The following is a 24,559-nucleotide window of genomic DNA, read 5'->3' on the forward strand; positions in this document are numbered from 1 at the left end:
GAAGTAAATTCCTTGATTGACGTTAACGTAAACGTCAATATAATAAATGACCTTGGTTCACAGGACAACTGCCGTCATGGTTGGCAGCTGACACTGCTACCGGCAGTAAGCACATAATTACAAGCAGGCTCGTCCCGGGCCGACAGGAGCCGCATCGTGTCATCAGTCGTCAATATTCGCCCATCTGCCTCTCCGGCGCCGGAGTTTCCCCGCTTTATCACCGCAGCCAGTCTGTTTGACGGCCATGATGCCGCCATCAATATCATGCGCCGGATGCTGCAAGCCTCCGGTGCCGAGGTAATTCACCTGGCGCACAACCGTTCCGTGCAGGAAGTTGTCGAGTCGGCGTTGCAGGAGGATGTGCAGGGTATTGCCATCAGCTCATATCAGGGCGGACACATTGAATACTTCAAATACATGGTGGACATGCTGCGTGAGCGGGGCGCGGGTCACATACAGGTTTTTGGTGGCGGCGGCGGCGTCATTATTCCAAGTGAAATTAAGGAGTTGCATGCCTATGGCGTGAGTCGTATCTATTCGCCGGAAGATGGTCAGACAATGGGCTTGCAGGGCATGATAGATGACATCATGCACAGGGTGACAGTTGAACGCCAGGCCGCGCCGCCACTGGACATTGAAGCCATGCAGGCCGGCGACCGGCTGGCGCTGTCGCGGGTAATCAGTGCGCTGGAAGTAGATGCGCTGGACGCCGCGCAAAGCGCGCAGCTGCAGAAAGCTGCCGAAACAGCAGACAATATTCCCGTGCTCGGCATTACCGGCACCGGAGGTGCTGGCAAATCCTCGCTGACCGACGAACTGATCCTGCGCCTGCGTCAGGACAGCGGCGATGCGTTGCGCATCGCGGTGCTGGCAATTGACCCGACACGGCGTCGCACCGGCGGCGCGCTGCTCGGTGACCGGGTGCGTATGAATGCGATCTATCACCCTTCGGTGTATATGCGTTCAATTGCAACCCGACGTTCAGAAACAGAAGTGCCGACCTATCTGCGCGACATCATCAGCAGTGTCAAAATTGCCGGGTTTGATCTGGTGATTGTTGAAACCCCGGGTATTGGTCAGGGCGATGCGGGCATCGTGCCGTATGTGAACAGTTCGCTGTACGTGATGACGCCCGAATTCGGCGCTGCCAGTCAGCTGGAAAAAATTGATATGCTGGATTATGCCGATGTCATCGCGATTAACAAGTTTGATCGCAAGGGCGGTGAGGATGCCTTGCGCGATGTCAGTAAACAGGTGCAGCGTAACCGGGTTGCGTTTGACAGAACGGTGGAGCAGATGCCGGTGTTTGGCACGATTGCGGCGCGTTTTAACGACGACGGTGTGACCGCGCTTTATCAGGCACTGGTGCCGGTGCTGTCCCAGTACGGGTTGCCGGCATTTGAGTCCCGGCTGGCGCCAGCCAAAACCCGCACCTCTACGCAACAGTCGGTGATCATCCCGCCCCAGCGCCAACGTTATCTGGCGGAAATAGCCGATACTGTGCGTGACTACCGGAGTCGGGTGGAGCAGCAGGCAGTGGTTGCCCGTGAACTGCAACAACTGGCGGCGACACAAAAAATGGCCGGCGCTGGTGCGGCAGCTGACATCCTCACGGAGAACCTGGATGGTCTGATCAGGCAGCGCAAACAGTTATTGCACGGCACCAGTGCCGCCCTGTTGGAGAGCTGGCCTGCCTTGCAGTGTGAATATGCCGCCGATGAGCTGGTCACCGATATTCGCGGCAAGGTCCAGCGCAATGCGCTGACCTGGACGACAATGTCGGGCACACGCATTGCCAAAGTGTCCCTGCCACGCTACAGCGACCACGGTGACATTCTGCGCTGGCTGGCGCTGGAGAACGTCCCCGGCCGCTTTCCTTACACAGCGGGTGTATTCGCGGTCAAGCGCGAAGGCGAAGACCCGACGCGCATGTTCGCCGGCGAAGGTGATGCCTTTCGCACCAACCGACGTTTCAAATCCCTGTCCGAGCATGCCGACGCCAAGCGTTTGTCCACCGCATTTGATTCAGTAACCTTGTATGGTTTTGATCCCGACGAGCGTCCGGACATCTATGGCAAGGTCGGTAACTCCGGCGTTTCCATCGCCACGCTGGACGACATGAAGGCGCTGTACGATGGTTTTGATCTGTGCCATCCGACAACGTCCGTGTCCATGACCATCAATGGCCCGGCGCCCACGATACTGGCCATGTTTCTGAATGCCGCCATTGCCCAGCAAACGGAAAAATTTCGCAGCGAACACGGCCGCGAACCAGACGCTGATGAAGCGGCACAGGTTAAAGCGAACACGCTGGCCTCGGTGCGCGGAACCGTGCAGGCCGATATCCTGAAAGAAGATCAGGGTCAGAATACCTGTATATTCTCAACCGAGTTCAGTCTGAAGCTGATGGGTGATATTCAGGAATACTTCATTGATCACAAAGTGCGCAATTTCTATTCGGTGTCCATTTCCGGTTATCACATTGCCGAAGCAGGTGCCAATCCGATTTCGCAATTGGCATTCACCCTGTCCAATGGTTTTACCTTTGTGGAAGCGTGGCTGGCGCGGGGCATGAACATTGATGATTTTGCGCCCAACCTGTCTTTCTTTTTCTCTAATGGCATGGACGCGGAATACACCGTGCTGGGCCGGGTCGCGCGCCGCATCTGGGCCACCACCATGCGGGAGAAATATGGTGCCAACGACCGCAGTCAGAAGCTCAAATATCATATTCAGACGTCCGGTCGCTCGCTGCATGCGCAGGAAATGTCATTCAATGATATTCGCACCACGTTGCAAGCCCTGATTGCGGTGTACGATAACTGCAACAGCCTGCATACCAATGCCTACGATGAAGCGGTGACCACGCCGACCGGGGAGTCAGTGCGCAGAGCGGTGGCGATTCAGTTAATTATCAATAAAGAGTGGGGACTGGCACGTAACGAGAATCCCAATCAGGGCGCCTTCATCATTGATGAACTGACTGATCTGGTGGAAGAGGCGGTGATGCAGGAGTTTGAGCGTATTGCGGAGCGCGGCGGGGTTCTGGGCGCGATGGAAACCGGCTACCAGCGCGGCCGGATTCAGGATGAGTCCATGCATTATGAACACAAAAAACACGACGGCTCTTTGCCGATCGTGGGCGTGAACACCTACCTGAACCCCGGCGCTCAGGATGACGAGGCGGAGTTCACCGTCGAGCTGGCGCGTTCGACTGATGAGGAAAAGCAGGGGCAGATTCGTCGCTTGCGCGAGTTTCAGCAGCGTCACAAAAGCGAATCGGAACAGGCCCTGCAGCGATTGAAGAGTGCCGCGACAAACAATGAAAATGTATTTGAAGTGCTGATGGACGCGGTGCAGGTGTGCTCTCTTGGTCAGATCACCCAGGCCTTCTTCGAGACCGGTGGCCAATACCGGCGCTCGATGTAAAAAAGTGGAGGCGCCGACCTCGCGGCGCCTTTGTTTTATCTAATAACGTGTTCGCCGGCAAAGCTGACCAATGCTTCAGTTTCTTCCACCTGATAGTCCTGCTCCAGCACTGTTGAGACATACAGAAACTGCGCAGCAACCTGTTCGCGGGTAATGTCCAGCTCTACCCAGCCTCTGCCCAGTGCGCGCATGTAGCGCATTTCCGGACTGTTGCGCATAAAGGCGGCAACCAGTTCGGCTTCGGGAAGCGGCATGAAATTTTCAAATCCCGGTGAGCTGACACTGGGCGTGCCAAATTCGACTGCAATGGCATCGCCGTCATCATCGTGTAAGTCAAAGGCCCAGGAGCTATGGGTATCGCCAGCCAACACCACGGCATTGCTGGCGTGCCGGCGAAACAGATCCAGTACGCGCTCGCGATCAGCCGGGTATCCATCCCAGGCGTCCAGGTTCAGCGGCAACCCCATCTGCCCGCGTTCACGCAGCATACGGTAGCGGTCCGGCACTTCGCCGGCAAATGCTTCATCGGCTACCAGTGGGATCTCCTTGCGTCCCATGATGACCTGCTGACCGATCACTTGCCAGGGAATGCCGGCGGCGCTGGAACGACGCAATTCACTCTCCAGAAATGACTGCTGCGCTGTGCCGAGCATCGTGCGCACCGGATCTGCCAAGCCGCGGCGCAAGGTGTCAATGTTCATCTCGTGGGTCAGTTGCTCGTCCCGGGCGACCAGGCGGGTGTCCAGCATGATCAGGGTGGCAAGATCGCCGATATCAAAGCTGCGATAAATGATGCCGTCAGCAATGCTGCTTTGCTCACGGATGGGTAGCCATTCGTAGAAAGCCTGGATGGCAGCGTTTCGTCGGTCGTCGAAGGCGCCTTCACCCCGGTCCGGGTTGTGATTCTGTGCGCCGGTTTTGAACGTGTTGTTGGTGATCTCATGATCGTCCCAGACGCAGATGAACGCGTGCGCCTGGTGGACGGCCTGCAGGTCCGCATCGGATCGGTAAAGGCCATAGCGCATGCGATAGTCTTCCAGTGATACGATTTCGTGTTCGGGTTGCACATTGCGGCCTTTATCCAGCATCTCGGCGCTGGCATAGCCGCCTTCGGCATACTCGTAGATATAGTCGCCCAGGTGCAGAACCGCATCGCAATCGCGGGCCGCCACTTCGCGATATACGTTGAAGTAGCCTTGCGGATAGTTGGAACAGGAGACTACGGCCAGGCGGGCCTGGGCCACGCCTGCCGGGGGGAGTGTACGAGTGCGTCCCACCGGGCTGGTGACACCGTCGACAATAAAACGGTAGAAGTAGGACAGCCCGGCCTCGAGCCCGGTCGCATCAACCTTGACGGTAAAATCCCTGTCCGGACCCGTCTGCGAGTCACCGGTGGCAATCAGATTGTCAAAGCGTTGGTCGCTGGCCACTTGCCACTGCACATTGACCGTTTCTGCACGCCCGCTGCCAGGCAGCACACGGGTCCAGAGAATGACGCGATCCTGCAACGGATCACCACTGGCGACGCCGTGGGTAAAGTGAGCAGCAGCCGCAGCGTGGATGGGCAAGCCACGAACCGACAGCGCTCCCAGCATGGTGGCAGAGACTGTCAGAAAGCGACGGCGACTAAACGGAAATCGTGGAGAGGACATAAAGTGACACCCAGATCGGAAGGCTGATTAATTTTCCCTTATGCTAATGCCTCGAAGCGACAGATTAGTGACAGTTGCGCGCGTGTGTTCGACATGGGCCGCAAGGTATGCGATGTTGACGCCGCCACAGTCTGGCAGTCAGCTATTGCCGATCGTGAGTCAAAAGTACAAGTGAGGTGACCCCGTGATAATCTGGATAGTCAGTTACCTGTTGTTGGGTGTTATGACCGGTTTTCTTGCCGGTTTGTTCGGCATTGGCGGCGGTGCCGTTATGGTGCCAGTGCTGACCGTAATGTTCGTGGCGCAGGGGTTTGCCCCGGAGTACGTTGTGCATCTGGCACTGGGTACCTCCATGGCGGCCATTGTTCCCACATCAATTGCCAGCATGCGGGCGCACCATAGCCACGGTGCCGTCTTGTGGCCGGCTGTGCGTGGGCTCGCGCCCGGTATTGTGGTGGGTACGTTCGCTGCAACCTTTGTCGCCGCCTGGTTATCTCCGCAGCCGCTGGCAATTTTCTTCTGTCTGTTCATGACCTACGTTGCGGCGCAGATGGTCCTGAACCGCAAGCCCGACCCGGCACGCGAGCTGCCCGGCCCCGCGGGTTTGGCAACGGTTGGTGGCGGCATCGGTGGTGTGTCGGCACTGGTTGCGATAGGTGGCGGTACCATGACGGTGCCGTTTCTGGTGTGGTGTAATGTGCGCCTGCAGACTGCGATTGGCACCTCAGCTGCGGTGGGTTTGCCCATCGCGCTGGCGGGGTCGATGGGTTATGTGCTGAATGGCTGGGGTCTGGCCAGCCTGCCGACGTATACGCTGGGGTTTGTTTACTGGCCGGCGGTAGCGGCAATGGCTGTGGCGAGTTTCCTGACGGCACCACTGGGCGCCGGACTGGCGCACAGACTGCCAGTGGCGACGCTGAAAAAGCTGTTTGCTGCGCTGGTGATTTTGCTGGCGCTGCAAATGCTGCGCACGGTTATCACTAACTAGACGACAGACAGGCACGGCAAAAGGACAACAGGCAATGGCGAAGTGGCTGGCAAAAACCGAACCCGATGAATGCAGCATCGATGACTTTGCCGGGCGTATCGATAAAGCCGTGGTCTGGGAAGGGGTGCGTAATTATCAGGCGCGTAATTTTCTTCGTGATATGGCGGTTGGGGATGAGGTATTTATCTATCATTCCAGTTGCCGGCATATCGGCATTGCCGGCATTGTGAAGGTCGTGCGCGCGGCGTATCCCGACCCGTCCCAGTTTGATGAAAAATCACCATATCTTGACGCCAAAAGCCCGGTCGACAAACCACGCTGGCAGGCTGTGGACATGGTGTTTGTAAACAAACTGCCGCGCCTGCTGCCACTGGACGAATTGAAGTCCTTGCCGGGCCTGCAAGACCTGGCACTGGTCAAGAAAGGCAGCCGCCTGTCGGTGATGCCGGTCAGTGACGCTGAATGGAATTTGATCCTCAGCGCAGTGTGAGGCAGGCGTTGCAGCTGTGTCGTGCGATGAAAAGTCAGCCTCGCCTGGTCACGACATAGTCGGTAATTTGCTGTGCCTGGATATCCCAGCCCTGGGTATTAAGGCGAATGGCTTCAGCGCGTTGGCTTTCGGGCAAAGCGCTAAAGCCGGTTTCACTGATGGTCAGCCGGGTGGCTTCACCCAGATCTTCCAGGCGGAATTCCACTTTTGTGGTGGGTTGCTGCTCCAATGGCAGGCTGTTTTCAGCATCCTCGTGGTTCCAGCGGAAGGAAAACAGGGTTTGCGGCTCCATGCTTTCAATCTCGGCCAGCCACGGGTGCCCCTCGTAGCCGGGATAAGTGGTCAGACCGGTGGAGCGCGAACCCGGGGAAAATGGTTCGTTCAGATCCACACAGAACCACTCGCCGAACTGCCGGTAATCGGTCAGTGCCTGCCATACCCGGGACACCGGAGCCTGGATGTCTACGACTTTGACTATCGAATCTTGTGTATCCATACATACCCTCCTGATTACACTCAGGATGACGCATTAAGAGCCCCGAATTCAATAGCGAGGTGCAATTACGACGGGTAAACACCAGGTCACCGTCGGTTATGGGTATGCTGGCTTGCCTTTGCCGGCACGCACACCCGTGCGCGATTCCCGCTGGCCTCCTGGCTGTCGCTGGTAACGACCGATATCCAGGCCCTCGGTATCAATCGCCGGGTGGCGCTTGTCGACAATATCTGCCAGCAACTGAGCCGAGCCGCAGGACATGGTCCAACCCAGGGTGCCATGGCCCGTATTCAGAAACAGATTGCTGAGAGCTGTTGCACCGACCACGGGGGTACCGTCCGGTGTCATTGGCCGCAGACCCGCCCAGTAACGGGCATCACTGTTGTCTCCGCCACCCGGGAACAGATCATTCACCACCATGCGCAGTGTCGCCAGGGGCTTGTTACGCAGACGCAGGTCATGCCCGGCCAGCTCAGCGGTGCCGCCCACGCGGATACGGTTGTCAAAGCGGGTGATGGCCACTTTATAGGTCTCGTCCATGATGGTTGAGACCGGCGCGTTGTGCTCGTTGCTGACGGGAATGGTCATTGAATAACCCTTAACCGGGTATACCGGCAAATCAATGCCCAGCGGGCGCAGCAGGGAAGGCGAGTAACTGCCCAGCGCCAGCACGTAGTTGTCTGCGCTCAGGGTTTCGCTGGCACCATCATTGTTGGTAACGCTGACGCCGGTAATGTGCTGACCATCGCTGTTCAGTGCGCTGATGTCGCAGCCGTATCGGAACTGCACGCCCAGTGCACGGCAGCGAGCTTCCAGTTCGGTGGTAAACAGCTGGCAGTCACCGGTCTCGTCCAGCGGCAGGCGCAGGCCGCCGACAAATTTTTCCTGGCTGCTGGCCAGGCCTGGTTCGGCGCGAACGCAGCCGGCTTTGTCCAGCAGTTCAAAAGGCACACCCAGCTGTTGTAACACAGCAATATCCTGCGCCGCCGCGTCCAACTGCTTTTGGGTCCGGAACAGCTGCAGAGTGCCGCGTTGGCGTTGTTCATACTCGATGCCGGTTTCCATGCGCAGGTCAATCAGGCACTGGCGACTATGGTCGGCCAGGCGCATCATGCGCTCCTTGTTGACGGTATAACGCGCAGATGTGCAGTTGCGCAGCATCTGCAGCATCCAGCGATACTGTTGCAGATCAGCCGTCGGACGGATGGCCAGCGGCGCATGTTTGGACAGTAACCATTTGATGGCCTTTAATGGCACGCCCGGCGCTGCCCAGGGAGCCGAGTAACCGGGCGATATCATGCCCGCATTGGCAAAACTGGTTTCCTGTGCCGGACCGTGCTGGCGATCAATCACGGTGACCTGATGGCCCGCTCTGGCCAGATACCAGGCACTGGTGATGCCAATGACGCCGCCGCCCAGAATGATGCTGTGGTCAGTTGTGGTGTTGCGCTCGGGTCTCGCGTTAAACATGCTGTCTCCTGTCCTTTGCCTATTCAGTTAATGGAAGGACGAAGTGACTATTGTAAGATGTCCGGGCTGCGTGTATTTTCTGTTTCAATGATGTTTGCTAGTGAATAGTTCTGAAATTGATGGCTATGACGGGAATAAATCATGAAAACACGCAGGGCATCCAGCCGCGAACTGGACAGGATAGATCGCCAGATCCTGCGCATCCTCCAGCGCGAGGGGCGTATTTCCTATGTTGATCTGGGCGAACGGGTGGGGTTGTCGACGACGCCTTGCATGGAAAGAGTTAAACGCCTGGAGCGGGAAAAATTCATTATCAGTTACGGTGCACGCCTGAATCCGCAGAAATTGCAGGCCAATCTGCTGGTGTTTGTCGAGATCAGCCTGACATCAAAATCGGCCAGCATCTTTGATGACTTCCGCAAGGCGGCGATCAAATTGCCTCATGTGATGGAATGTCATCTGGTGTCCGGTGATTTTGACTACCTGGTCAAAGCCAGAATTTCAGAGATGGCGTCCTACCGGAAATTGCTCGGCGATATTTTGCTGAAGCTGCCTGGTGTACGGGAATCGAAAAGTTATATTGTCATGGAAGAGATCAAGGAGACACTGGAGTTGCCGGTGCCGGATGACACGCCGGACATCGTGTGAAGTTTGAGTAAACACAATTAGCGAAAAAGTGCTGGAAACAACGTGCACAACACGCAACAATCACGACCAACCTGGTAATTGATCTGGAGAAAACCATGAGTGCTAACGCCAAAGACGTGTTCAATTCGCGCCCTTCACACATCAGCGACGAAGAATGGCAGGTACGTGTCGAGCTGGCAGCAGCCTATCGTCTGGTGGCGCATTTTGGTTGGGACGATCTTATCTTTACGCATCTGTCCGCGCGGGTTCCCGGAGGGGATCACCATTTTCTGATCAACCCCTACGGTATGATGTTTCATGAAATTACCGCCTCATCGCTGGTGAAGGTAGATCAGCAGGGTGAGATTATCTCGGATAATGGCTACAAGGTGAACCCGGCCGGTTTTACCATACACAGCGCAATTCACATGGCACGCGATGATGCCGGCAGTGTCATGCATTTGCACAATCACGCGGGCACTGCAGTGTCGGCGCAAAAAGACGGCCTGCTGCCCATCACGCAGACTGCCATGCTGGTGCACCCGCGCATTGCCTACCATGATTACGAAGGTGTGGCACTGAACCTGGAAGAGCGGGAACGCATCGTGCAGGACCTGGGTGACAAAGACATCATGATTCTGCGCAATCACGGTACCTTGACCGTGGGCAAGACTGTACCCGAAGCGTTTACGCTGATGTACTTTCTGGAAAATGCCTGCGAGAAGCAGATCCGTGCCCAGGCCGGCGGAGAGTTGTGCTACCCGTCGCAACAGGCGATAGAAACCACGCGCAAGCAGTCTGAGACCTTGCCCAAGGTTGCGCCGCTATTGTGGCCGGGCTTGTTACGCACGCTGGATGCCAAAGACGACAGCTTTCGCAATTAGGCCGGGTCACGGCCCGGCGGTGTGCTTAAAGCTTGATCAGAGCTTGCCTAGCTGGGACACCGCAATCAGCTTGTTGTTGTCGTCAAGCTCCAGCTTGAAACTGCCGTTAATCCCGTCATGGCTGACGAAGCGTTGCAGTATGGCGGTGGGGAACTGGACCCGTCGCCCGTCACGGGCGTGACAGGACACATGGCGCGCGGAGCCTTTGTAATGACGCAGAAACTCATCAGCGCTGATACGCAGGTCAACAATCAGAGTGCTGGGCATGGGTAATAACCGGTCGAATGACTGCCGCTGTCGCCAACGGCGGCGCAGCGTATTAGCAATCCTGTGTAGCCAAACTTAAAGAGTGTCACTTGTCCTACCTTTTACTTTTTATCACCGGGTTCGTTGCCGCCACACTGCTGCCGGCGTCGTCCGAAGTTCTGTTACTGGCGCTGTTCCAGCAAGACCTTAGTCCAGCCATGCTCTGGTTGTCGGCAACCGCAGGCAATACTTTGGGGTCTTGCGTCAACTGGTACCTGGGGCGCGAGATTCTGCGCTTTGAAAATCGGCGCTGGTTTCCCGTCAGCGGCGATAGTTTGCAGCGAGCGCAGCGCCATTTCAAGCGTTACGGTTACTGGAGTCTGTTATTTGCCTGGTTGCCGGTAATCGGTGACCCGCTGACCTTTGTCGCCGGCGTCCTGCGCATGCGATTCAGTGTGTTTTTTGTGCTGGTGTTGCTCGGCAAAGGTGCCCGCTACGCCGTTGTGTTGCTGCTGGCGAGCCAGCTTTTTGCCGGCTAACTGCCCTCCAGACGCGTGGGCAACGGCGCTTCGTCAAGTGCCAGGGCAATGGCCTGTCCGGCATGAATCGCAGTGGTATCGTACAACGCAACCTGGGTGTCCTGTTGCTGAATCAGCAGTGCGATTTCAGTACAGCCGAGAATAATCGCCTGTGCGCCACTGTCAGCGAGCCGGGAAACGATGTCCAGGTAACGTGCTTTGGAAGCAGCGCTGATAACTCCGAGGCACAGCTCAGTATAGATTACATCGTGAATAACCGCCCGCTCGTTATCATCCGGCACCAGCACGTCGATTCCCTGCGCTTGCAGCCGCGCTTTGTAGAAATCCTGCTCCATGGTGAACTTTGTCCCCAGCAGTCCAACCCGGCTGATGCCGTCGGCCAGCAGAACACGGGCCGTCGCATCGGCTATATGCAGAATGGGGATGTCGAGTTTGTGCTGAATCTGTGGCGCGACCTTGTGCATGGTGTTGGTGCAGATCAGCAAAAAATCGGCACCTGCTTTTTGCACTGACAGCGCGGCGTCGGCGAGAATGTCAGCCGTCCTGTCCCACTCACCCTGATGCTGCAGGGTTTCTATGTCGGCGAAATCGACACTGTACAGTGCTATTTTGGCTGAATGCAGCCCGCCCAGTTTCGCCTTGACGCCTTCATTGATGGCCCGGTAGTAACTCTGTGTTGATTCCCAGCTCATACCACCGAGCATGCCGATTGTTTTCACGATAGACCCTTCCTGTTGCCTTGGCTTTGTGTTCGGCGGGCATGTTGGTTGCCTTCGCCTGACAGGGACAGCGACTGACTTTGCCGTCGCCACCTCCATAGCGCGCGTCGACGCGGCTACGATACCATGCAGCGTAGTCTAGCACAGGCGCTTTAGGGTGATGTGACTGCATATCTTCGACATACGCCTGCTTCGCAAGCAGCGGGAGACAGGCGATATGAAATATTTTGTGACGCATTTTATGGAACGGGAATCGCCTGGCAAGATGCTCAGGGGGATGCTAAGTGTTGCCGTTCTTTCTGCGCCGGGCTTCCCGCACCGCCAACACCAGCATGGTAATGAATGTCAGGGGAATGGCGACAAACAATACCAGCGGGCCGAACCAGGACAGCGCCGCGCTGTTGGTGGATATCATGATCAGATAAGCGGTGTAGGCCACGTAATAGGCCAATAACACAAAACCTTCCTGCCGACTGATAACACCGCCGGTAAAGAAGATGGGCACGCAGGCCAAAGCTACCAGAATCATCACCGGGATGTCGAAACGCACGAATTCGGGTGATATGGCGATACCGCTTGGCGCGATGATGCTGGCGACACCCAGCACGCCCATGATGTTGAAGATATTGCTGCCCACCACGTTACCAACGGCGATGTCGCGTTCACCACGAAGCGCAGCAATAATCGACGTCACCACTTCAGGCATGGAGGTGCCGGCAGCAACAATGGTCAAACCGACGATCACGTCACTTACGCCCAGGTACTGCGCAAAGGTTACCGCGCTGTCGACAAACCAGCGCGAGCCTGTCACCAGCAGCGCCAGGCCTACGATGATCAGCAGCACATCCTTGATGAAGTTGGGTTTGGTTGTCGGGATACTGGCGTATTCCTGAGCAAACTCCTTTTTTACGGCGGCTGTTTCCTTGCGACTCATGTAAATAAGCGCGCCGATATATATCAGCAGTCCGGTGAACAGGCTGATGCCGTCAACACGGTTGAAGTCCCCGTCAAGCGCGAGCAAAAGCACCAGCACTGACAGGGCCAGCATAATGGGGACGTCCAGTCTGATCAGTTGGCTGGAAACGACCAGTGGCACGATGAGGGCCGACACGCCGAGAATGAAAAGCACGTTGAAAATATTGCTGCCCACCACATTGCCGACTGCAATGCCGGCCTGGTCCGAGAGCGCCGATTTTACGCTGACAGCAAGCTCAGGGGCGCTGGTACCAAAAGCCACGACGGTCAGTCCGACCACAAGCGGGGAGATACCAACGGCAGCGGCGAGGCGGCTGGCGCCGCGCACCAGGAATTCGGCGCCGAAAATCAGAAATACAAGACCTGCAACAAACAAAACAATCGTCATAGTGGCACTCCAGACAGGACCGCGCGCTCCCCCGGAAAATCCCGGATGATAATGCGGCGCAGCATAACGATAGCGATGAAAGAAATCCAGTGGCTTGGGGTTTATTTCATCGCTCTGATGCGCGCCTTGTCGCGATACATTTCTGCGTCGGCGGCCCCCAATAACCGGTCGGCAGTGTCACCGCCGCCGGGACTGATGACGGCCCCGATACTGACCCTGACATTGAAGCTGCCGCCGGGAATATCCAGTGGCCCTTCCAGGCTTGTGCGCAGCCTGCTGACGACCTGTTCAAGCGCTTCCGTGGAGTCAACATGCCGGGCAATGACGAGGAACTCGTCACCGCCCAGGCGACCGGCGAAGTCAGCTTCGCGCACAGCATCGCGCAGGCGCTCAGCAATGCCATGCAGCAGCCTGTCGCCGGCGCTGTGTCCGAAACGGTCATTGACCAGCTTGAAGTCATTAATGTCTGCCATGAGGACGGCAAAAGCCTCCTTGCTGCGTTTGCATTCGGCCAGCGTCTGCAACAGTCGTTCATCGATACAGCGGCGATTGGGCAGGCCGGTCAATGAGTCCTCCCGCGCCAGTTGCATCACCTGCTGCCGGGAGCGGAAATAACATGCGACACTGATACCAAACATCCACATCACATAAAAATTGGTGCCGGTGAACAGATACCATTGTGTCACTGTCGACCCTGTACCACCTGAAACCTGATCACTGTTGCCCAGCGCCATCAGCAATCGGACACTGACACTGCCAGCCATCAGTGCCGAGCCAACGGCGGCCAGAATATTGGCGTACAGCTCATCACGATCGCGCGTGCGCCAGACAAATGCCGCCGCGGTGATGAGCTGGAAGGTCATGGCAAAGGAATCGTGGAAGATGTAGCGTGCCGCTGCGTCATAGCGATTGATCCACGACGCCAACAGGAACACCGGGATCAGCGCGAGCAGAAAAACCCAGCGACGACGACTGGCAAAGCCGCGAAATCGCAAGGTGCCTTCCATCAGCAACATATTGCCCGGCAGGCTGAGAGAGTTGCTGATGAAAGGCGATAAACCCTCAGGAAAGTCGAGTTCAACGCCAAGAAACAATGACAAGGTGGATGTTAACAATAACAAGCCACCAATTAGCCAGAACACAACTCCCGGCATGTTGCGATTGATGCGCCAGATCAGGAACAACACTATGACCGTGGTCAGAGCCAGACTGACAAACGTCAGGGTAAGTGTTGCGATATCAAGCTGAATCATGTCGCTTGCGGCGCTCCGTATCGATCTTGTTGTCTTGATCTTTGCCGAGAATAGCCGCTATCGCCAGTGCCGTCCAGCGGCGTCACTGCAGTGTAAGGATTTGCCTCTCTGCCCAGTCCGCGACTGCAGGATGTGGCACCAGCCCGGTTTCATCGGCCACATAGTCAAGGCCGTCCAGCACGTCAGCGTAGGGGCCAAAGCCATAGACCCTATAGGGCACAATCAACGCGGTTCTGCCGGCATCGTTAGCGGCACGAACGTAATCGCGAACAATCTTCTGCGCAGCTTCGCGTTTTTCCGGCCAGTCCTCGCGCAGAGTGGCGACCTTGATGTTGTTGAACTCATGGCTTTCCCGCAAAGCCTTGGTACGGTCATTGATATAACGCAGCCAGCGCTCGTTCTCGGCGTCATCGCCGGGGCCGTGAGCCAATACCAGGACATCTTCATTTTGCGGGTTGTTGCTCAGCGCCATGACCCGCTCAACCAGCACGGCGTCCATCTCTGGTGCCTGCGACAGGCCTTCCTGGCTGATGCGGAAGCGAGCATCGCTGTCAACGCGCCAGAACTCCATGCGATGGCCCATATGCTGACCAGCGTGTTGCGCATGGTCGCCATGTTCACCGTGCATCTCCGGTTCGGGTGCCGGTCGTTCGGGTGCGCCTTCCTGCAGGCCCAGAATCTGACCGGTACGCTGCAGCCAACTTTCGCCGCTGATAAACAGCCGGACTACGCCGATATCGGTAACGCCGCGTGACTCAAGCTTGCTGATCGCTTCCTGCAGCGAGTACGCATCCGCCATGCCGAATGCGATTTCCATGTCATATTGATGGCTGAGTGGCCTCAGCATCTCGGAGACGCCTTCGTTCCATGCCTGTGGGCCACCGTGCGCCATGACCACAACGCCAAATTTGCTTTCTCCGACATGGCTCAGGTTCTGTGCGTGAATCGTGGTTGCCTGCATCAGGAAGCACCAGGTGGCCAGCGATATACCTCGAATAATAGTCATTACGTTACTCTCCTGTCTGCCCGTTAGCGGGGCGAAAAATAGTTGTCGGTTCAGAATGAAAAATTGAACGCCAACCGGGCGTTGGTGCCGGGCGCCTGACGGTCGGCAATCGCATCATTGTCGTCTGCGCTCAGCCCGCGAATACGACTCCAGTGTGCGTATTGGGTATCAAACAGGTTGAAGAGCCCAAACCGGATACTGGCACTGGGCGACAGGTCGTAGTGGCCGATCAGGTCCAGTAGCTGGTAGGCATCACCGGTCACCTGGTCGTCTGCAGCAACTCTGCTTTTTCCACTCACGACAGTGGCGATGCCCTCGATGGCCCAACGCTCGCTGGGCTGATAACGCAGGCCACTGACCAGGGTTGCCGGATCCACCGAGTTGAGTTCGCTGTTGTTGGACTCATCGCGGCCTCGGGCCCAGGCCACTGAATTGCGCCAGGACAGCTGACTGCTGAGTTGCCAGTCGTAAGTCGCCTCGGCGCCGTAGATGCGAGCTTTGCCAACATTGTTGTCCTGGAACAGCATGATGCCGTCCTGCATGCCGACCAGTTCGCTTTCTATGAAATCGTCATAGCGATTGTCGAACACCGCCACGCTGAAGCGTCCAGCGTCGCTTGTGCCACGAAAGCCCAGCTCCATTCCCTGGCTGGTTTCGGCTTCCAGATCAGGGTTGGGTACCGTGGCGTAACCGTGACCCAGATTGACAAAGGCCTGATTGGCTTCATCGAAGTTGGGCGGACGGAAGCCCTCTGCGTATTGGGCGAATGCAGTCAGGCTGTCAGTGATCCGGTAGATCGCGCCAAGATTGTAGGAGATGTTGTCTTCATCAAACTTGCTGATACTGAATCCACCCCAGTCGGATATGTCGCCGGTGCCGGTGAACAGTTCGTCCTTGCGGGGATCCATCTGGTAGCGGTCATAGCGCAGGCCGGGTACAACAATAAGGTTCTCGTCCATGAGAGAGATTTCATCCTGAATAAAGATGCCGTTGCGCACGGTGCGTGTGTCCGGAAAGGTCTTGTTGGGAAAGACTTCCGGCGGTGCCATTGGATAGCTGGCAATGGCGCGGCTGATGGCACCGGTGCTCAACTCGGTGTCGAAACGGTCCCGTGGGCGCTCGGTGTCGGTGTGCTCGTAACTGAGGCCATACACCAAGCTATGTGTGGCGCTGGCCAGAGACAGGTTTTTACTGGCGATGATCATGCCGCTGACGGTGTCCTGATTAAACTCAAGACTGGTAAAACGATCAGCCTGGCTGCCGCGAAAGCTGGCCGGGTTCCGCGGATTGACGAAGGCATAACTGATGCGGGTCTGTTCAGTTTGCTGATCGGCGTCCGTGCGCTGGCGGTGCAGACGGGTGCTGATGTTGTCGGCCAGTGCGCTGTGCAGTACCCAGTCATGCAGCAGGCTGATGCGGTGGCGACGGGTACTGTCCTGTCCCACTGATCGTGACACACTGCTGCTCAGTTCATTATCAAGCTGCGTGTCAATGTCGCGGTCGCTGAGATCGATGGCGAGGCTGAACGTCTGATTCGGGCTGGCATCCCAGCGGGTTTTCCAGAACAGGTTACGGCTTTCTCCGTCCTGGGGATTAAGTTTACCCGGGCCGTTGATGTCCTGTTCTGCGAAATTGCGCTGTGTCAGTTGCAGGACGCTGCCGACTGGTCCTGATTGCCCGGCGATGGTTGCGCCTAATTTGCGTTGACTGGTTTCGCTGCTGCCGGCAGCGCGGATATCAGTATGAATGTGTTGGTCCGGCGCCAGGTAGTCGGCGGCATCCCGTGTTCTGAGTGAAACCACACCCCCCAGTGCATCGGCACCATACAGGACAGAAGCGGGACCACGGATGACTTCCACCGCTTTCAGGTCATCCACTTCGAAACTGTCCTTGCCGTAAGAGGATGGGCCGGCTGCATACATGTCGCTGCTGCGCACGCCGTCAATGACGGTCAGCACCCGGTTGCCACCGATGCCGCGGATACTGAAGCCCTCATTGCCGCCACGGGCGGCAGAGTCCATGCCCAGTCCCGGTTGGTAGCGAATCACGTCCGCCAGATTGTCTGACAGTGTCTGTTGAATCTCTTCGTCGGTGATAACCGACACGGTGCCGGCGATATCTTGCGGACGGCGCTGCAAATAGGTGGCTGTGACAATAACTTCATCTACTGCAGCGGTGTCGGTCTGTGCGGACAATGGGGCAACGCCCAGCAGTGTCAACGCCGGAATCAGAATGCTGAGTGTCCGGCGTTTGCCTGCTTGCGGGCTCAATGTCGGGCTGTTGAATGCAATTATGTTGGGCATGGGCATAGCTCTCCTGTAAAAAAGAGAGTCGGGCTGGCTGCCATGCTTGATGCATTCGGGTGGCTGGCTGGACTCGAAATTGCTGCAAATTAAGCTGCTTGCAGCGTTACGTGACACCTACTACGGTGGGGAAATTAAATATTACAATCAATTACTTGGTTAGAATCAGTTTGCCGCTGGCGGTGATACGCAGGGCGTAGCGCTCGCCGTTATGCTCAATCGTGAGAATATTCTCGCCGTTGAACAGGGTCTTGCTGCTGATGACGTTTCCTGCGTTCTTGATGCCGGTTGTGGGCGGCTTGTGACAGCTTTCGGCCATGAACTGTCCTCCTTCTCTTCATGCGGTTGTGACATAGTCGATATGGCAGCGACGCGTTGACGCCGGTGCCAGCCAAGAAAGTGTGATAATAAAGTAATTAAATCAAAATGCAAACAATAATCATTATCATTACGATATTTTGTTTGGGCCGGTTGTTGTGTGTGCTGGCAAGGATCAGCAGGGGATTGAAAACAGCAGACACAGAGCAGGGGTCAGAATGAAGAGCCCGGCTGCCGGAGGAAGGCCAGTTCTTCTGTCGTCGACTGTCGTCCCAGAATGTCGTTGCGGTGTGGGTAGCGTCCAAAGCGTTCGATGATTTCCCTGTGTTTGATCTCAAAGCTGAGATTCTCTTCCAGACCGTTACGCGTATACAGGTCCAGTGCCTGATCGTGAATGATCAGCGATTCGCTATGCATGTAAGGCATGTACAGGAAATTTCGTTGAATCGGGGTCAGCCCCGCATCGGCGCCGCAGGCGACCGCTTCCTGGGCCAGTGCCAGCGCCAGCGGGTCTGCACTGAAGGCCTGCGCGGTATCGCGGAACATATTGCGCGAGAATTGATCCAGCACGATAATTTCAGCCAGCCGGCCTCCGGCAGTGCGACGCCATGTATACAGCTCGCAGCGGACCGCCTGGCCGTGAAGCGCGCCGAAGCGCTCAGCGATCATGGCATCAAACGCCGGGTCTTTTTTCCACCATTGAGCGGGTTTCAGCTCCTCAAACCAGAATGTCAGAATGTCTTCAGGCATCGCGTATCCCCGGTCATGGTATTCTCGGTGGCTATTGGTGTTGTTGGCATGCCTCGGCAGTGCCAGCAGTACTTATGATACATTGTTCTGCAATAGGGTTTTAGCACAGGTGTCCGTTGGCGAAAAGGGCGGATCGCGCGGGCTGGTTGCAAGGTAAAGGAGCATTGATGGGACAGGCGACAGAGGCGGTGGAATTCACTGAGGAAGATTTTGTCAGGTTTCGTGACCGGCTTGGCAGTAATCTGAAAAGCCTGGAAATGTTGTTGCAGACGCCGACGTTCGGTGACGGGCCGATGTCGTTCGGCGCGGAACTCGAGCTGTATATCGTTAACGGCGACGGGCGTCCGCTGCCGATCAACAAAGAAATACAGCAGGCGCTGAACGATGATCAGCTGACGCTGGAACTCAATCGCTTCAACCTTGAGTACAATTTCAGTCCGGTAATGGTCAACGATAACTGTTTCCGGAAAACCGAAGAGCAGGCCCTGACGGCGCTCACCCGTATCAATGCCTGTGCAGAACGCTGGCAGGGCAGTGTATTCCCTATCGGCATATTACCCACCTTGCGGGCCAACGATCTGGGTTTGTCGGTGATGACCGACGAGCCACGCTATCACGCTCTGACAGACGAGCTCAGTCGCATCCGGGGTGGCCCTTTTCGTATTAATATTCACGGTGAAGACAAGATAGATCTGGAGATGGAGGATGTTACTCTGGAGGGTGCCAATACCTCGTTCCAGGTGCACCTGAAAGTCAGGCCTGATGAGTTCGCCGACCTGTACAATGCCGTTCAGTTAATAACGCCGCTGGTGATGGCAATTTCCGCCAACTCGCCGCTGCTGTTTGGTAAACGTCTGTGGCACGAAACCCGGGTGCCACTGTTCAAGCAATCCATTGATTGTCGCAGACCTGACCCGCTACACCCCAGGCCGGCGCGCGTCAATTATGGCAATGCCTGGGTTCGCCATGGTGCTCATGAACTGTTCGCCGAGGCCGTGCGCCTGTATCGGCCCATATTACCGGTGTGTGGCGACGAGGATCCGTTTGTGGTGATGAGTGCGGGCGAGGCGCCGCAGCTTAGTGAACTGCGATTGCAGATGGGCACTGTGTGGCTGTGGAATCGTCCGGTCTATGATCCGGCAGATGGTGGCCACCTGCGCATTGAAATGCGCACCTTGCCCGCCGGTCCCAGTATCAGGGACATGATGGCAAATGCCGCGTTGATGATCGGGCTGGCGCGTTTGCTGCAATCGTCAATGAAGGAGCTGATTCCATCAATTCCATTTGATTACTGTGTGCGCAATTTTTATCGTGCTGCCGAAAAAGGTCTTGCTGCCAAACTGATCTGGCCATCCACCAGTCAAAGCGAACCGGAGTATCATTCGGCTGCCAGTATTCTGGCCCGGTTGTTGCCAATGTTGCCAGGACAGTTGTCAGAGATGGGTTTCGTAGAATCGGATTTCGCGCCGTTGCTGGAAATTATAGAAGAGCGCCTGGAAAACCGTCAGACCGGCGCGCAATGGCAACTCGACAAACTGGCATTGTTACAGCAATCCATGACTCTGGATGAGGCACTGTTGGCCATGCAGCGGGAATATCAGCGCAATAGCATGCAAAACCTCCCGGTTGCGCAATGGAGTCTGACATGAGCGCTACCCAGCTCCATGTGTGGCGAGACCCGCTGCCGGCTGACATTGCACCGTTGTTGCCGGATTTTCTCGAAGCGCTGCCGGGGCCGACGCACATCCAGTTGTCGGGGCGTGACGCGAGCCGGTGCCGCGTCGTGGTAACCTTGCTGCATGGCAACGAACCGTCCGGGCTCACCGCAGTACATGCGTTATTACGCCAGGGCCTGGAACCGGCGGTTGATATCCATATTTTTATTGTCAATGTCGACGCCGCGCGCGAGCAGCCCATGTTCTCGTACCGTATGCTGCCAGGGGATCGCGACCTGAATCGCAGCTTCAAAGCGCCTTTTGACAGTGATCCGCAGAGCCGACTGGCCAAAGTGTTGCTGGATTGCTGGCAGACGCTGGCGCCGGAAGCACTGATCGATATCCACAATACGTCCGGGCTGGGGCCATCGTTTGGTGTGGTCACTTCCATTGAGCCGGAGCACGAAGCGCTGATCAGTCTGTTTACGCATCGGATGGTGATGACCGACCTGGTGCTTGGCTCAGTGATGGATCTGAGCGGTCGCTTCTGTCCTGTGGTGACAATTGAGTGTGGCGGGGCCCGCAGTGACGAGTCCGATCGCACGGCGCTGATCGGACTGACACAATATGTCAGTCTTGCGCAGGTGCTGGACCTGGCGCCGAATAATGATGTGATCATGGACTATTTTCATCATCCGCTGCGTCTGGAATTGTTGCCGGGTGCGTCGGTAGACTTTGGTAATGAGGCGCTGCTGGTGCGTGGTGTCACATTATTGCCGGACCTGGAACAATTGAACTTTAATCACGTTGAGCCCGATACACGATTGGGCTATATCACGGGCGAACTGACCGACGTGCTGCAGGCCAGGACCAGTGCAGGCGAGAATCGTCTGCAACACTTCTTCCATGTCGATGATGGCTGCCTGCTTGCCCGCGTGCGCATGAAATTTTTTATGGTCACCAATAATCCGGAGATCGCGCGGACGGACTGTTTACTGTACTTTGTGCCGGCCTGACTATTGTCGCCCGATTTTGGCACGTTGCAGATTGCAAGCTGCAACGTGCCGCTGCGCTGATTTGGCATTGGTGGCACAGACCTCTATACTGACTCTGTCCAAGCGCACATGCCAGTAACGGCATTTTTGTGCGACAAACCAATCATAATCTGGAGTTTTTAGTGCCTATGAGTAATCTGAAAGCAATTTTGTATCCCATTGCCCTGGCGTCTGCCGTAGCTGCCTGCAGCCAGGACACCGAAGTTGTGCAGACCGAGGCCGCCGTAGAATCACAGGCAGCAGCGTTCTCCGAATTTGTTGCTGTGTTGCATCCGACTGACGGCAATGACGTTGATGGCTTTGTGCTGTTTTCCAATACAGATGAAGGCGTCAGGGTTGCCGCGCAAATCCGGGGCCTGGCGCCGATGAGTTCCCACGGTTTCCACATTCACGAGTTTGGTGATTGTCAGGCGGCCGATGCCAGTTCGGCGGGAGGCCATTTTAACCCGGCCGGCATGCCACATGGAGCACCGGAGTCCGAGCAGCGCCATGACGGTGACCTGGGCAACCTGATTGCAAACGATGCTGGCGTGGCGCAGAGCAACATGGTTGATTCAGAGCTGTCATTTTCGGGGCCTGACTCCATCCTGGGGCGTGCTGTTGTCATCCACGCCGGTGCCGATGATCTGGAAAGTCAGCCCTCCGGCGCTGCCGGCCCCCGTGTTGCCTGCGGCGTCATCGGGGTGGGCAGCTAGCGGACAGAGCTGTCACTCAAGGGCGTAAACCACCAGCGCAGCACCACTGTTCTGCAGTTGCCCCATTGGACCTTCGGCGCCGCCGGTCATGGCCGTGACGGCGCCCATGAAGGTGCCCGCGTGAATCGTGGGCTGACCAATGACCAGCGCCACATATTGCTTGCCATTGGCCATATAAGTGATGGGGAATGAAGCGGGAATGTCACCGGTAGTGGTTTGCCAAAGAACCTCGCCGGTACTCTCATCCAGCGCCTTGAACCGGTGATCCAGGCTGCCGCCAAAAATAACGCCCCCGGCGGTAGCCACAATTGCTGTGGTTGGTGGCGCCATTTCCCGGAAATCCCACAACAGCTCGCGGGTTTCCAGGTCAACGGCCTGCAGCCGACCGAATTCGCCCTCACTTCCCGGCACCGGTGTTGGATCCAGCGCGGCCCCCGTGGACATAATGCCACCCTGGCCAGTGGGTCCGCCGTTCATGCACATCTGGGTGATGGGCAGGAACAGAATCTTGCTTTGTGGATTGATCGAGCTGACCTGCCAGTTGCGGCCGCCGGCAGCAAAAGGGCACACCAGTTGTGATATTTCTGCGCTGGGGGTGGCATTGGCATTCATGGTTTTGGCGCCGGTGGCCGGGTCAATGGACTTGACCACGTTCTGCAGGCCCAGGTCCATGGAGTACAGGTACTTTCCACTGGCGGCATCGAGCACATCATACAGCGCCATCTTGCCGGCGGTGATCACCACTTTGCGCATCTCGCCATTAACCGGCAAATAGACCGGCTGGCGCTCGTAGGTCCAGTCCAGGTCCCACTGATCGTTGGCGACGTGTTGATAGTGCCAGGCGAGTTCACCGGTCCGGGGTCGCAAGGCCAGGGTTGAGTTGGTGTACAGGGCGTCATTGGTGATGCCCTGTTCGGAGATCGGATTTAACAATGGCGCGGTGTCGTAGGTGGGCGCGGTGCCGAAATACACCAGATCGAGTTCAGCGTCGTAGCTGGGTGGCATCCACACGGAGCCGCCGCTGCGTTGTGCCAGTTCCAGTCCGTTCCAGGTCATGTCGCCGGGTTCGCCCGGCCGCGGTATGGTATAAAATCGCCAGGCCTCCTCGCCAGTCTCCACATCCAGCCCGATGATAAAGCCGCCTTCGGGCACCATGGTGGCGTTGACGCCCTGGATTACCATGCCGTTAGCAATCAGCGGCGTCGCTCGCAAGGTATGTCCCCGACGACCGGTACGCACATCAGCGACGGCATGGTTCCAGATGACGGTACCGGTTTTGCTGTCCAGCGCAATAATGCGCATGTCGTTGGTGGGCATGATGACTTTGTTGCCATGCAGTGCAATGCCGAACTTTGAACTGGGCCCGGCGCCTTCTGCGAGTTTGTGTTGGTGGGACCAGAGCAATTCGCCACTGCTGGCATCCATCGCCATCAGAGTGTCATTGGCGTTGAGCAGAAACATGATGCCGTCGTGCACCAGGGGTGTCGGGGTGCTTGATCCGGGGCCCAGCGGCACCCGCCAGGCTTCGTTGAGATCCGCGACATTGTCCCTGTTGATCTGATCCAGTGGGCTGAAGCCGTACGCGTCCCAGGTTCGTCGCCACATCAGCCAGTCTTCCGCCGGCGGATCACGCAGCATGGCGTCCGTCACCGGTGTCAGCGCCTGCAATAAGGCCTCTCCCTGATGTTGTGCGATCGCGGGGGCACCTGCCAGTGTCAGTCCCGCGAGTATGCCGATGCCGGCAGCCCGTTTTAAACTCATCATATGTTCAGTCCTGTCCGGCGCAGGTGGCACGCCGCTTTTAGTATTGTTGTTGACTGTGTTGTGTGCCGCTCCGGTTATAACGGAAATTCAGTGGCAGTTGTAGTGCCGGCAGGCATTTTTGCGATGACCGGTGTCACCTGACCGCCCGGTTGTTTTCATGGTCCCAGGTGCCTTCTTCAACCCGTGCGCCGCGCAATACGTTGACCAGTCCATAATTGCCTTCGTGACAGGCATATTCAAACAGGTCGCCGTCAGCACGGAACATGGGGATAAGTACCGTCACCGGCTCGGTAAACGCCCTGTCGTCCTGAACGGTGAACTGGTAGTCAACGCGGTCTGCGCCGATGCGGGTAAAACGTTCCACCAACAGTTTGTTGGCACTGACGCCGACGCCGGAAAAGCTTTGGGTTTTGTCATTAAAATTGCGGGTTTCCACCACCAGCGTATCGCCGTCCCAGCGTCCCCGGGAGTCACCGGTCCACTGTGTTACCTGTTCCGGAATGTAGGGGCGATTGTCCATGGGTACAATTCTTGATTCATGGATCATCTCATTGAAAATCACCACATGATCTTCGGTCTGGAACAGTTGCACATTATTGTTGTACAGACTGGGTTCAAATGGCGGCACCGAATTGAAACCGAGCAGGCAGCGCTCAGACAGACCACGATCTTCGGGGCCGTCCTTGCCGACACCGCCCACCGCGAATCTTACCGGACGCTCTCCGGGCGAGTCCGGGCCCAGCCCGCCGGTGGCGACCGGGGCGCCGTCGACCAGTGGCGGCAAGCGGCCATTGGCGGGCTCCACAATCAGCGATGTGCGCAGGTTATAGTCAAGGGGGTTGGTCTCTATCCAGAAA

At 56.9% G+C, this 24,559-nt stretch carries 23 protein-coding genes; 9 read left to right on the plus strand and 14 right to left on the minus strand.

Annotated features, from left to right (window positions below; translation table 11 throughout):
• Positions 1 to 156: 156 nt before the first annotated feature.
• Positions 157 to 3,429, plus strand: coding sequence for a fused isobutyryl-CoA mutase/GTPase IcmF (gene icmF, locus ENH71_RS01380; RefSeq protein ID WP_294133795.1), 3,273 nt, complete (start codon positions 157 to 159; stop codon positions 3,427 to 3,429).
• A gap of 35 nt (positions 3,430 to 3,464) precedes the next feature.
• On the opposite strand, the gene ENH71_RS01385 is transcribed toward icmF, so the two are convergent.
• Positions 3,465 to 5,081 (minus strand): alkaline phosphatase D family protein, encoded by a 1,617-nt coding sequence (locus ENH71_RS01385; protein WP_294133798.1) that lies wholly within the window; start codon positions 5,079 to 5,081, stop codon positions 3,465 to 3,467.
• Between the two features lie 184 nt (positions 5,082 to 5,265).
• On the opposite strand from ENH71_RS01385, the gene ENH71_RS01390 reads away from it, so the two are divergent.
• Positions 5,266 to 6,069, plus strand: a complete 804-nt coding sequence (locus ENH71_RS01390; RefSeq protein ID WP_294133802.1) for a sulfite exporter TauE/SafE family protein — start codon at positions 5,266 to 5,268, stop codon at positions 6,067 to 6,069.
• Between the two features lie 34 nt (positions 6,070 to 6,103).
• Entirely contained in the window at positions 6,104 to 6,559 is a 456-nt protein-coding gene (locus ENH71_RS01395; RefSeq protein ID WP_294133804.1) for an EVE domain-containing protein, read from the plus strand.
• Positions 6,560 to 6,593: 34 nt separating this feature from the next.
• Here ENH71_RS01395 and ENH71_RS01400 read toward each other — a convergent pair whose 3' ends face one another.
• Positions 6,594 to 7,055 carry an SRPBCC family protein gene (locus tag ENH71_RS01400; RefSeq protein WP_294133806.1) on the minus strand — a complete coding sequence of 154 codons (462 nt, stop codon included), beginning with the start codon at positions 7,053 to 7,055 and terminating at the stop codon, positions 6,594 to 6,596.
• Positions 7,056 to 7,151: 96 nt separating this feature from the next.
• Positions 7,152 to 8,525: a D-amino acid dehydrogenase gene (locus ENH71_RS01405; protein ID WP_294133809.1), complete on the minus strand. Its 1,374-nt coding sequence runs from the start codon at positions 8,523 to 8,525 to the stop codon at positions 7,152 to 7,154.
• A 141-nt stretch (positions 8,526 to 8,666) separates the two neighbouring features.
• Here ENH71_RS01405 and ENH71_RS01410 point away from each other — a divergent pair, with 141 nt between their 5' ends.
• Both ENH71_RS01410 and ENH71_RS01415 read left to right on the plus strand, forming a co-directional pair.
• Positions 8,667 to 9,173 (plus strand): Lrp/AsnC ligand binding domain-containing protein, encoded by a 507-nt coding sequence (locus tag ENH71_RS01410; RefSeq protein WP_294133813.1) that lies wholly within the window; start codon positions 8,667 to 8,669, stop codon positions 9,171 to 9,173.
• Positions 9,174 to 9,268: 95 nt separating this feature from the next.
• Complete coding sequence (locus ENH71_RS01415) at positions 9,269 to 10,036, plus strand: class II aldolase/adducin family protein (RefSeq protein ID WP_294133819.1); 768 nt, start codon at positions 9,269 to 9,271, stop codon at positions 10,034 to 10,036.
• A gap of 36 nt (positions 10,037 to 10,072) precedes the next feature.
• Here the strand turns inward: ENH71_RS01415 and ENH71_RS01420 are convergent, their stop codons facing one another.
• On the minus strand, positions 10,073 to 10,303 hold the full coding sequence (locus tag ENH71_RS01420) for a DUF2835 domain-containing protein (protein WP_294133821.1): 231 nt from the start codon (positions 10,301 to 10,303) through the stop codon (positions 10,073 to 10,075).
• 89 nt (positions 10,304 to 10,392) lie between these two features.
• Here ENH71_RS01420 and ENH71_RS01425 point away from each other — a divergent pair, with 89 nt between their 5' ends.
• Complete coding sequence (locus ENH71_RS01425) at positions 10,393 to 10,821, plus strand: YqaA family protein (RefSeq protein ID WP_294133826.1); 429 nt, start codon at positions 10,393 to 10,395, stop codon at positions 10,819 to 10,821.
• Here the strand turns inward: ENH71_RS01425 and ENH71_RS01430 are convergent.
• The 8 genes from ENH71_RS01430 to ENH71_RS01460 form a co-directional block, all read right to left on the minus strand.
• On the minus strand, positions 10,818 to 11,540 hold the full coding sequence (locus ENH71_RS01430; protein ID WP_294133828.1) for an aspartate/glutamate racemase family protein: 723 nt from the start codon (positions 11,538 to 11,540) through the stop codon (positions 10,818 to 10,820). The two genes, ENH71_RS01425 and ENH71_RS01430, sit on opposite strands and share 4 nt — an antisense overlap.
• The gene (locus ENH71_RS16140; RefSeq protein ID WP_414704702.1) at positions 11,470 to 11,778 is read right to left on the minus strand and encodes a CstA-like transporter-associated (seleno)protein; all 309 of its coding nucleotides are present in this window, start codon (positions 11,776 to 11,778) and stop codon (positions 11,470 to 11,472) included. The genes ENH71_RS01430 and ENH71_RS16140 overlap by 71 nt, the downstream gene beginning before the upstream one ends.
• Before the next feature lie 42 nt (positions 11,779 to 11,820).
• Positions 11,821 to 12,903, minus strand: coding sequence for a calcium/sodium antiporter (locus ENH71_RS01435; protein ID WP_294133831.1), 1,083 nt, complete (start codon positions 12,901 to 12,903; stop codon positions 11,821 to 11,823).
• A gap of 101 nt (positions 12,904 to 13,004) precedes the next feature.
• On the minus strand, positions 13,005 to 14,156 hold the full coding sequence (locus tag ENH71_RS01440; protein WP_294133834.1) for a GGDEF domain-containing protein: 1,152 nt from the start codon (positions 14,154 to 14,156) through the stop codon (positions 13,005 to 13,007).
• Positions 14,157 to 14,238: 82 nt separating this feature from the next.
• A complete protein-coding gene (locus ENH71_RS01445) occupies positions 14,239 to 15,162 on the minus strand; it encodes a sirohydrochlorin chelatase family protein (RefSeq protein WP_294133836.1) in 924 nt (307 codons plus the stop codon).
• A gap of 50 nt (positions 15,163 to 15,212) precedes the next feature.
• The gene (locus tag ENH71_RS01450) at positions 15,213 to 17,465 is read right to left on the minus strand and encodes a TonB-dependent hemoglobin/transferrin/lactoferrin family receptor (protein ID WP_294133838.1); all 2,253 of its coding nucleotides are present in this window, start codon (positions 17,463 to 17,465) and stop codon (positions 15,213 to 15,215) included.
• A gap of 151 nt (positions 17,466 to 17,616) precedes the next feature.
• Positions 17,617 to 17,784 (minus strand): hemin uptake protein HemP, encoded by a 168-nt coding sequence (gene hemP / locus ENH71_RS01455; protein ID WP_294133840.1) that lies wholly within the window; start codon positions 17,782 to 17,784, stop codon positions 17,617 to 17,619.
• Positions 17,785 to 17,996: 212 nt separating this feature from the next.
• Entirely contained in the window at positions 17,997 to 18,533 is a 537-nt protein-coding gene (locus ENH71_RS01460) for a DUF924 family protein (RefSeq protein WP_294133842.1), read from the minus strand.
• A 167-nt stretch (positions 18,534 to 18,700) separates the two neighbouring features.
• On the opposite strand from ENH71_RS01460, the gene ENH71_RS01465 reads away from it, so the two are divergent.
• From ENH71_RS01465 to ENH71_RS01475, 3 genes are all read left to right on the plus strand, one after another.
• Positions 18,701 to 20,182: a glutamate-cysteine ligase family protein gene (locus tag ENH71_RS01465; protein ID WP_294133844.1), complete on the plus strand. Its 1,482-nt coding sequence runs from the start codon at positions 18,701 to 18,703 to the stop codon at positions 20,180 to 20,182.
• Positions 20,179 to 21,204, plus strand: coding sequence for a M14 family metallopeptidase (locus tag ENH71_RS01470; protein WP_294133845.1), 1,026 nt, complete (start codon positions 20,179 to 20,181; stop codon positions 21,202 to 21,204). Before ENH71_RS01465 ends, ENH71_RS01470 begins: the two co-directional genes overlap by 4 nt.
• A gap of 167 nt (positions 21,205 to 21,371) precedes the next feature.
• Positions 21,372 to 21,938, plus strand: a complete 567-nt coding sequence (locus tag ENH71_RS01475; RefSeq protein ID WP_294133847.1) for a superoxide dismutase family protein — start codon at positions 21,372 to 21,374, stop codon at positions 21,936 to 21,938.
• Positions 21,939 to 21,950: 12 nt separating this feature from the next.
• Here the strand turns inward: ENH71_RS01475 and ENH71_RS01480 are convergent, their stop codons facing one another.
• Both ENH71_RS01480 and ENH71_RS01485 read right to left on the minus strand, forming a co-directional pair.
• A complete protein-coding gene (locus ENH71_RS01480; RefSeq protein ID WP_294137365.1) occupies positions 21,951 to 23,702 on the minus strand; it encodes a pyrroloquinoline quinone-dependent dehydrogenase in 1,752 nt (583 codons plus the stop codon).
• A 133-nt stretch (positions 23,703 to 23,835) separates the two neighbouring features.
• On the minus strand, positions 23,836 to 24,559 hold a 724-nt coding region (locus tag ENH71_RS01485), incomplete at its 5' end, for a hypothetical protein (RefSeq protein WP_317622738.1).

The sequence above is a fragment of the Pseudohongiella sp. genome (assembly GCF_011050365.1).
In the GTDB taxonomy this organism is placed as follows: domain Bacteria; phylum Pseudomonadota; class Gammaproteobacteria; order Pseudomonadales; family Pseudohongiellaceae; genus Pseudohongiella.

Bases quoted from the DNA above. Each gene is read 5' to 3' on its own strand.
- ENH71_RS01385 (WP_294133798.1), bottom strand. From the start codon at position 5,081: ATGTCCTCTCCACGATTTCCGTTTAGTCGCCGTCGCTTTCTGACAGTC.
- ENH71_RS01395 (WP_294133804.1), top strand. From the start codon at position 6,104: ATGGCGAAGTGGCTGGCAAAAACCGAACCCGATGAATGCAGCATCGAT.
- ENH71_RS01400 (WP_294133806.1), bottom strand. From the start codon at position 7,055: ATGGATACACAAGATTCGATAGTCAAAGTCGTAGACATCCAGGCTCCG.
- ENH71_RS01405 (WP_294133809.1), bottom strand. From the start codon at position 8,525: ATGTTTAACGCGAGACCCGAGCGCAACACCACAACTGACCACAGCATC.
- ENH71_RS01410 (WP_294133813.1), top strand. From the start codon at position 8,667: ATGAAAACACGCAGGGCATCCAGCCGCGAACTGGACAGGATAGATCGC.
- ENH71_RS01415 (WP_294133819.1), top strand. From the start codon at position 9,269: ATGAGTGCTAACGCCAAAGACGTGTTCAATTCGCGCCCTTCACACATC.
- ENH71_RS01420 (WP_294133821.1), bottom strand. From the start codon at position 10,303: ATGCCCAGCACTCTGATTGTTGACCTGCGTATCAGCGCTGATGAGTTT.
- ENH71_RS16140 (WP_414704702.1), bottom strand. From the start codon at position 11,778: ATGCGTCACAAAATATTTCATATCGCCTGTCTCCCGCTGCTTGCGAAG.
- ENH71_RS01435 (WP_294133831.1), bottom strand. From the start codon at position 12,903: ATGACGATTGTTTTGTTTGTTGCAGGTCTTGTATTTCTGATTTTCGGC.
- ENH71_RS01440 (WP_294133834.1), bottom strand. From the start codon at position 14,156: ATGATTCAGCTTGATATCGCAACACTTACCCTGACGTTTGTCAGTCTG.
- ENH71_RS01445 (WP_294133836.1), bottom strand. From the start codon at position 15,162: ATGACTATTATTCGAGGTATATCGCTGGCCACCTGGTGCTTCCTGATG.
- ENH71_RS01450 (WP_294133838.1), bottom strand. From the start codon at position 17,465: ATGCCCAACATAATTGCATTCAACAGCCCGACATTGAGCCCGCAAGCA.
- hemP (WP_294133840.1), bottom strand. From the start codon at position 17,784: ATGGCCGAAAGCTGTCACAAGCCGCCCACAACCGGCATCAAGAACGCA.
- ENH71_RS01460 (WP_294133842.1), bottom strand. From the start codon at position 18,533: ATGCCTGAAGACATTCTGACATTCTGGTTTGAGGAGCTGAAACCCGCT.
- ENH71_RS01465 (WP_294133844.1), top strand. From the start codon at position 18,701: ATGGGACAGGCGACAGAGGCGGTGGAATTCACTGAGGAAGATTTTGTC.
- ENH71_RS01470 (WP_294133845.1), top strand. From the start codon at position 20,179: ATGAGCGCTACCCAGCTCCATGTGTGGCGAGACCCGCTGCCGGCTGAC.
- ENH71_RS01475 (WP_294133847.1), top strand. From the start codon at position 21,372: ATGAGTAATCTGAAAGCAATTTTGTATCCCATTGCCCTGGCGTCTGCC.
- ENH71_RS01480 (WP_294137365.1), bottom strand. From the start codon at position 23,702: ATGATGAGTTTAAAACGGGCTGCCGGCATCGGCATACTCGCGGGACTG.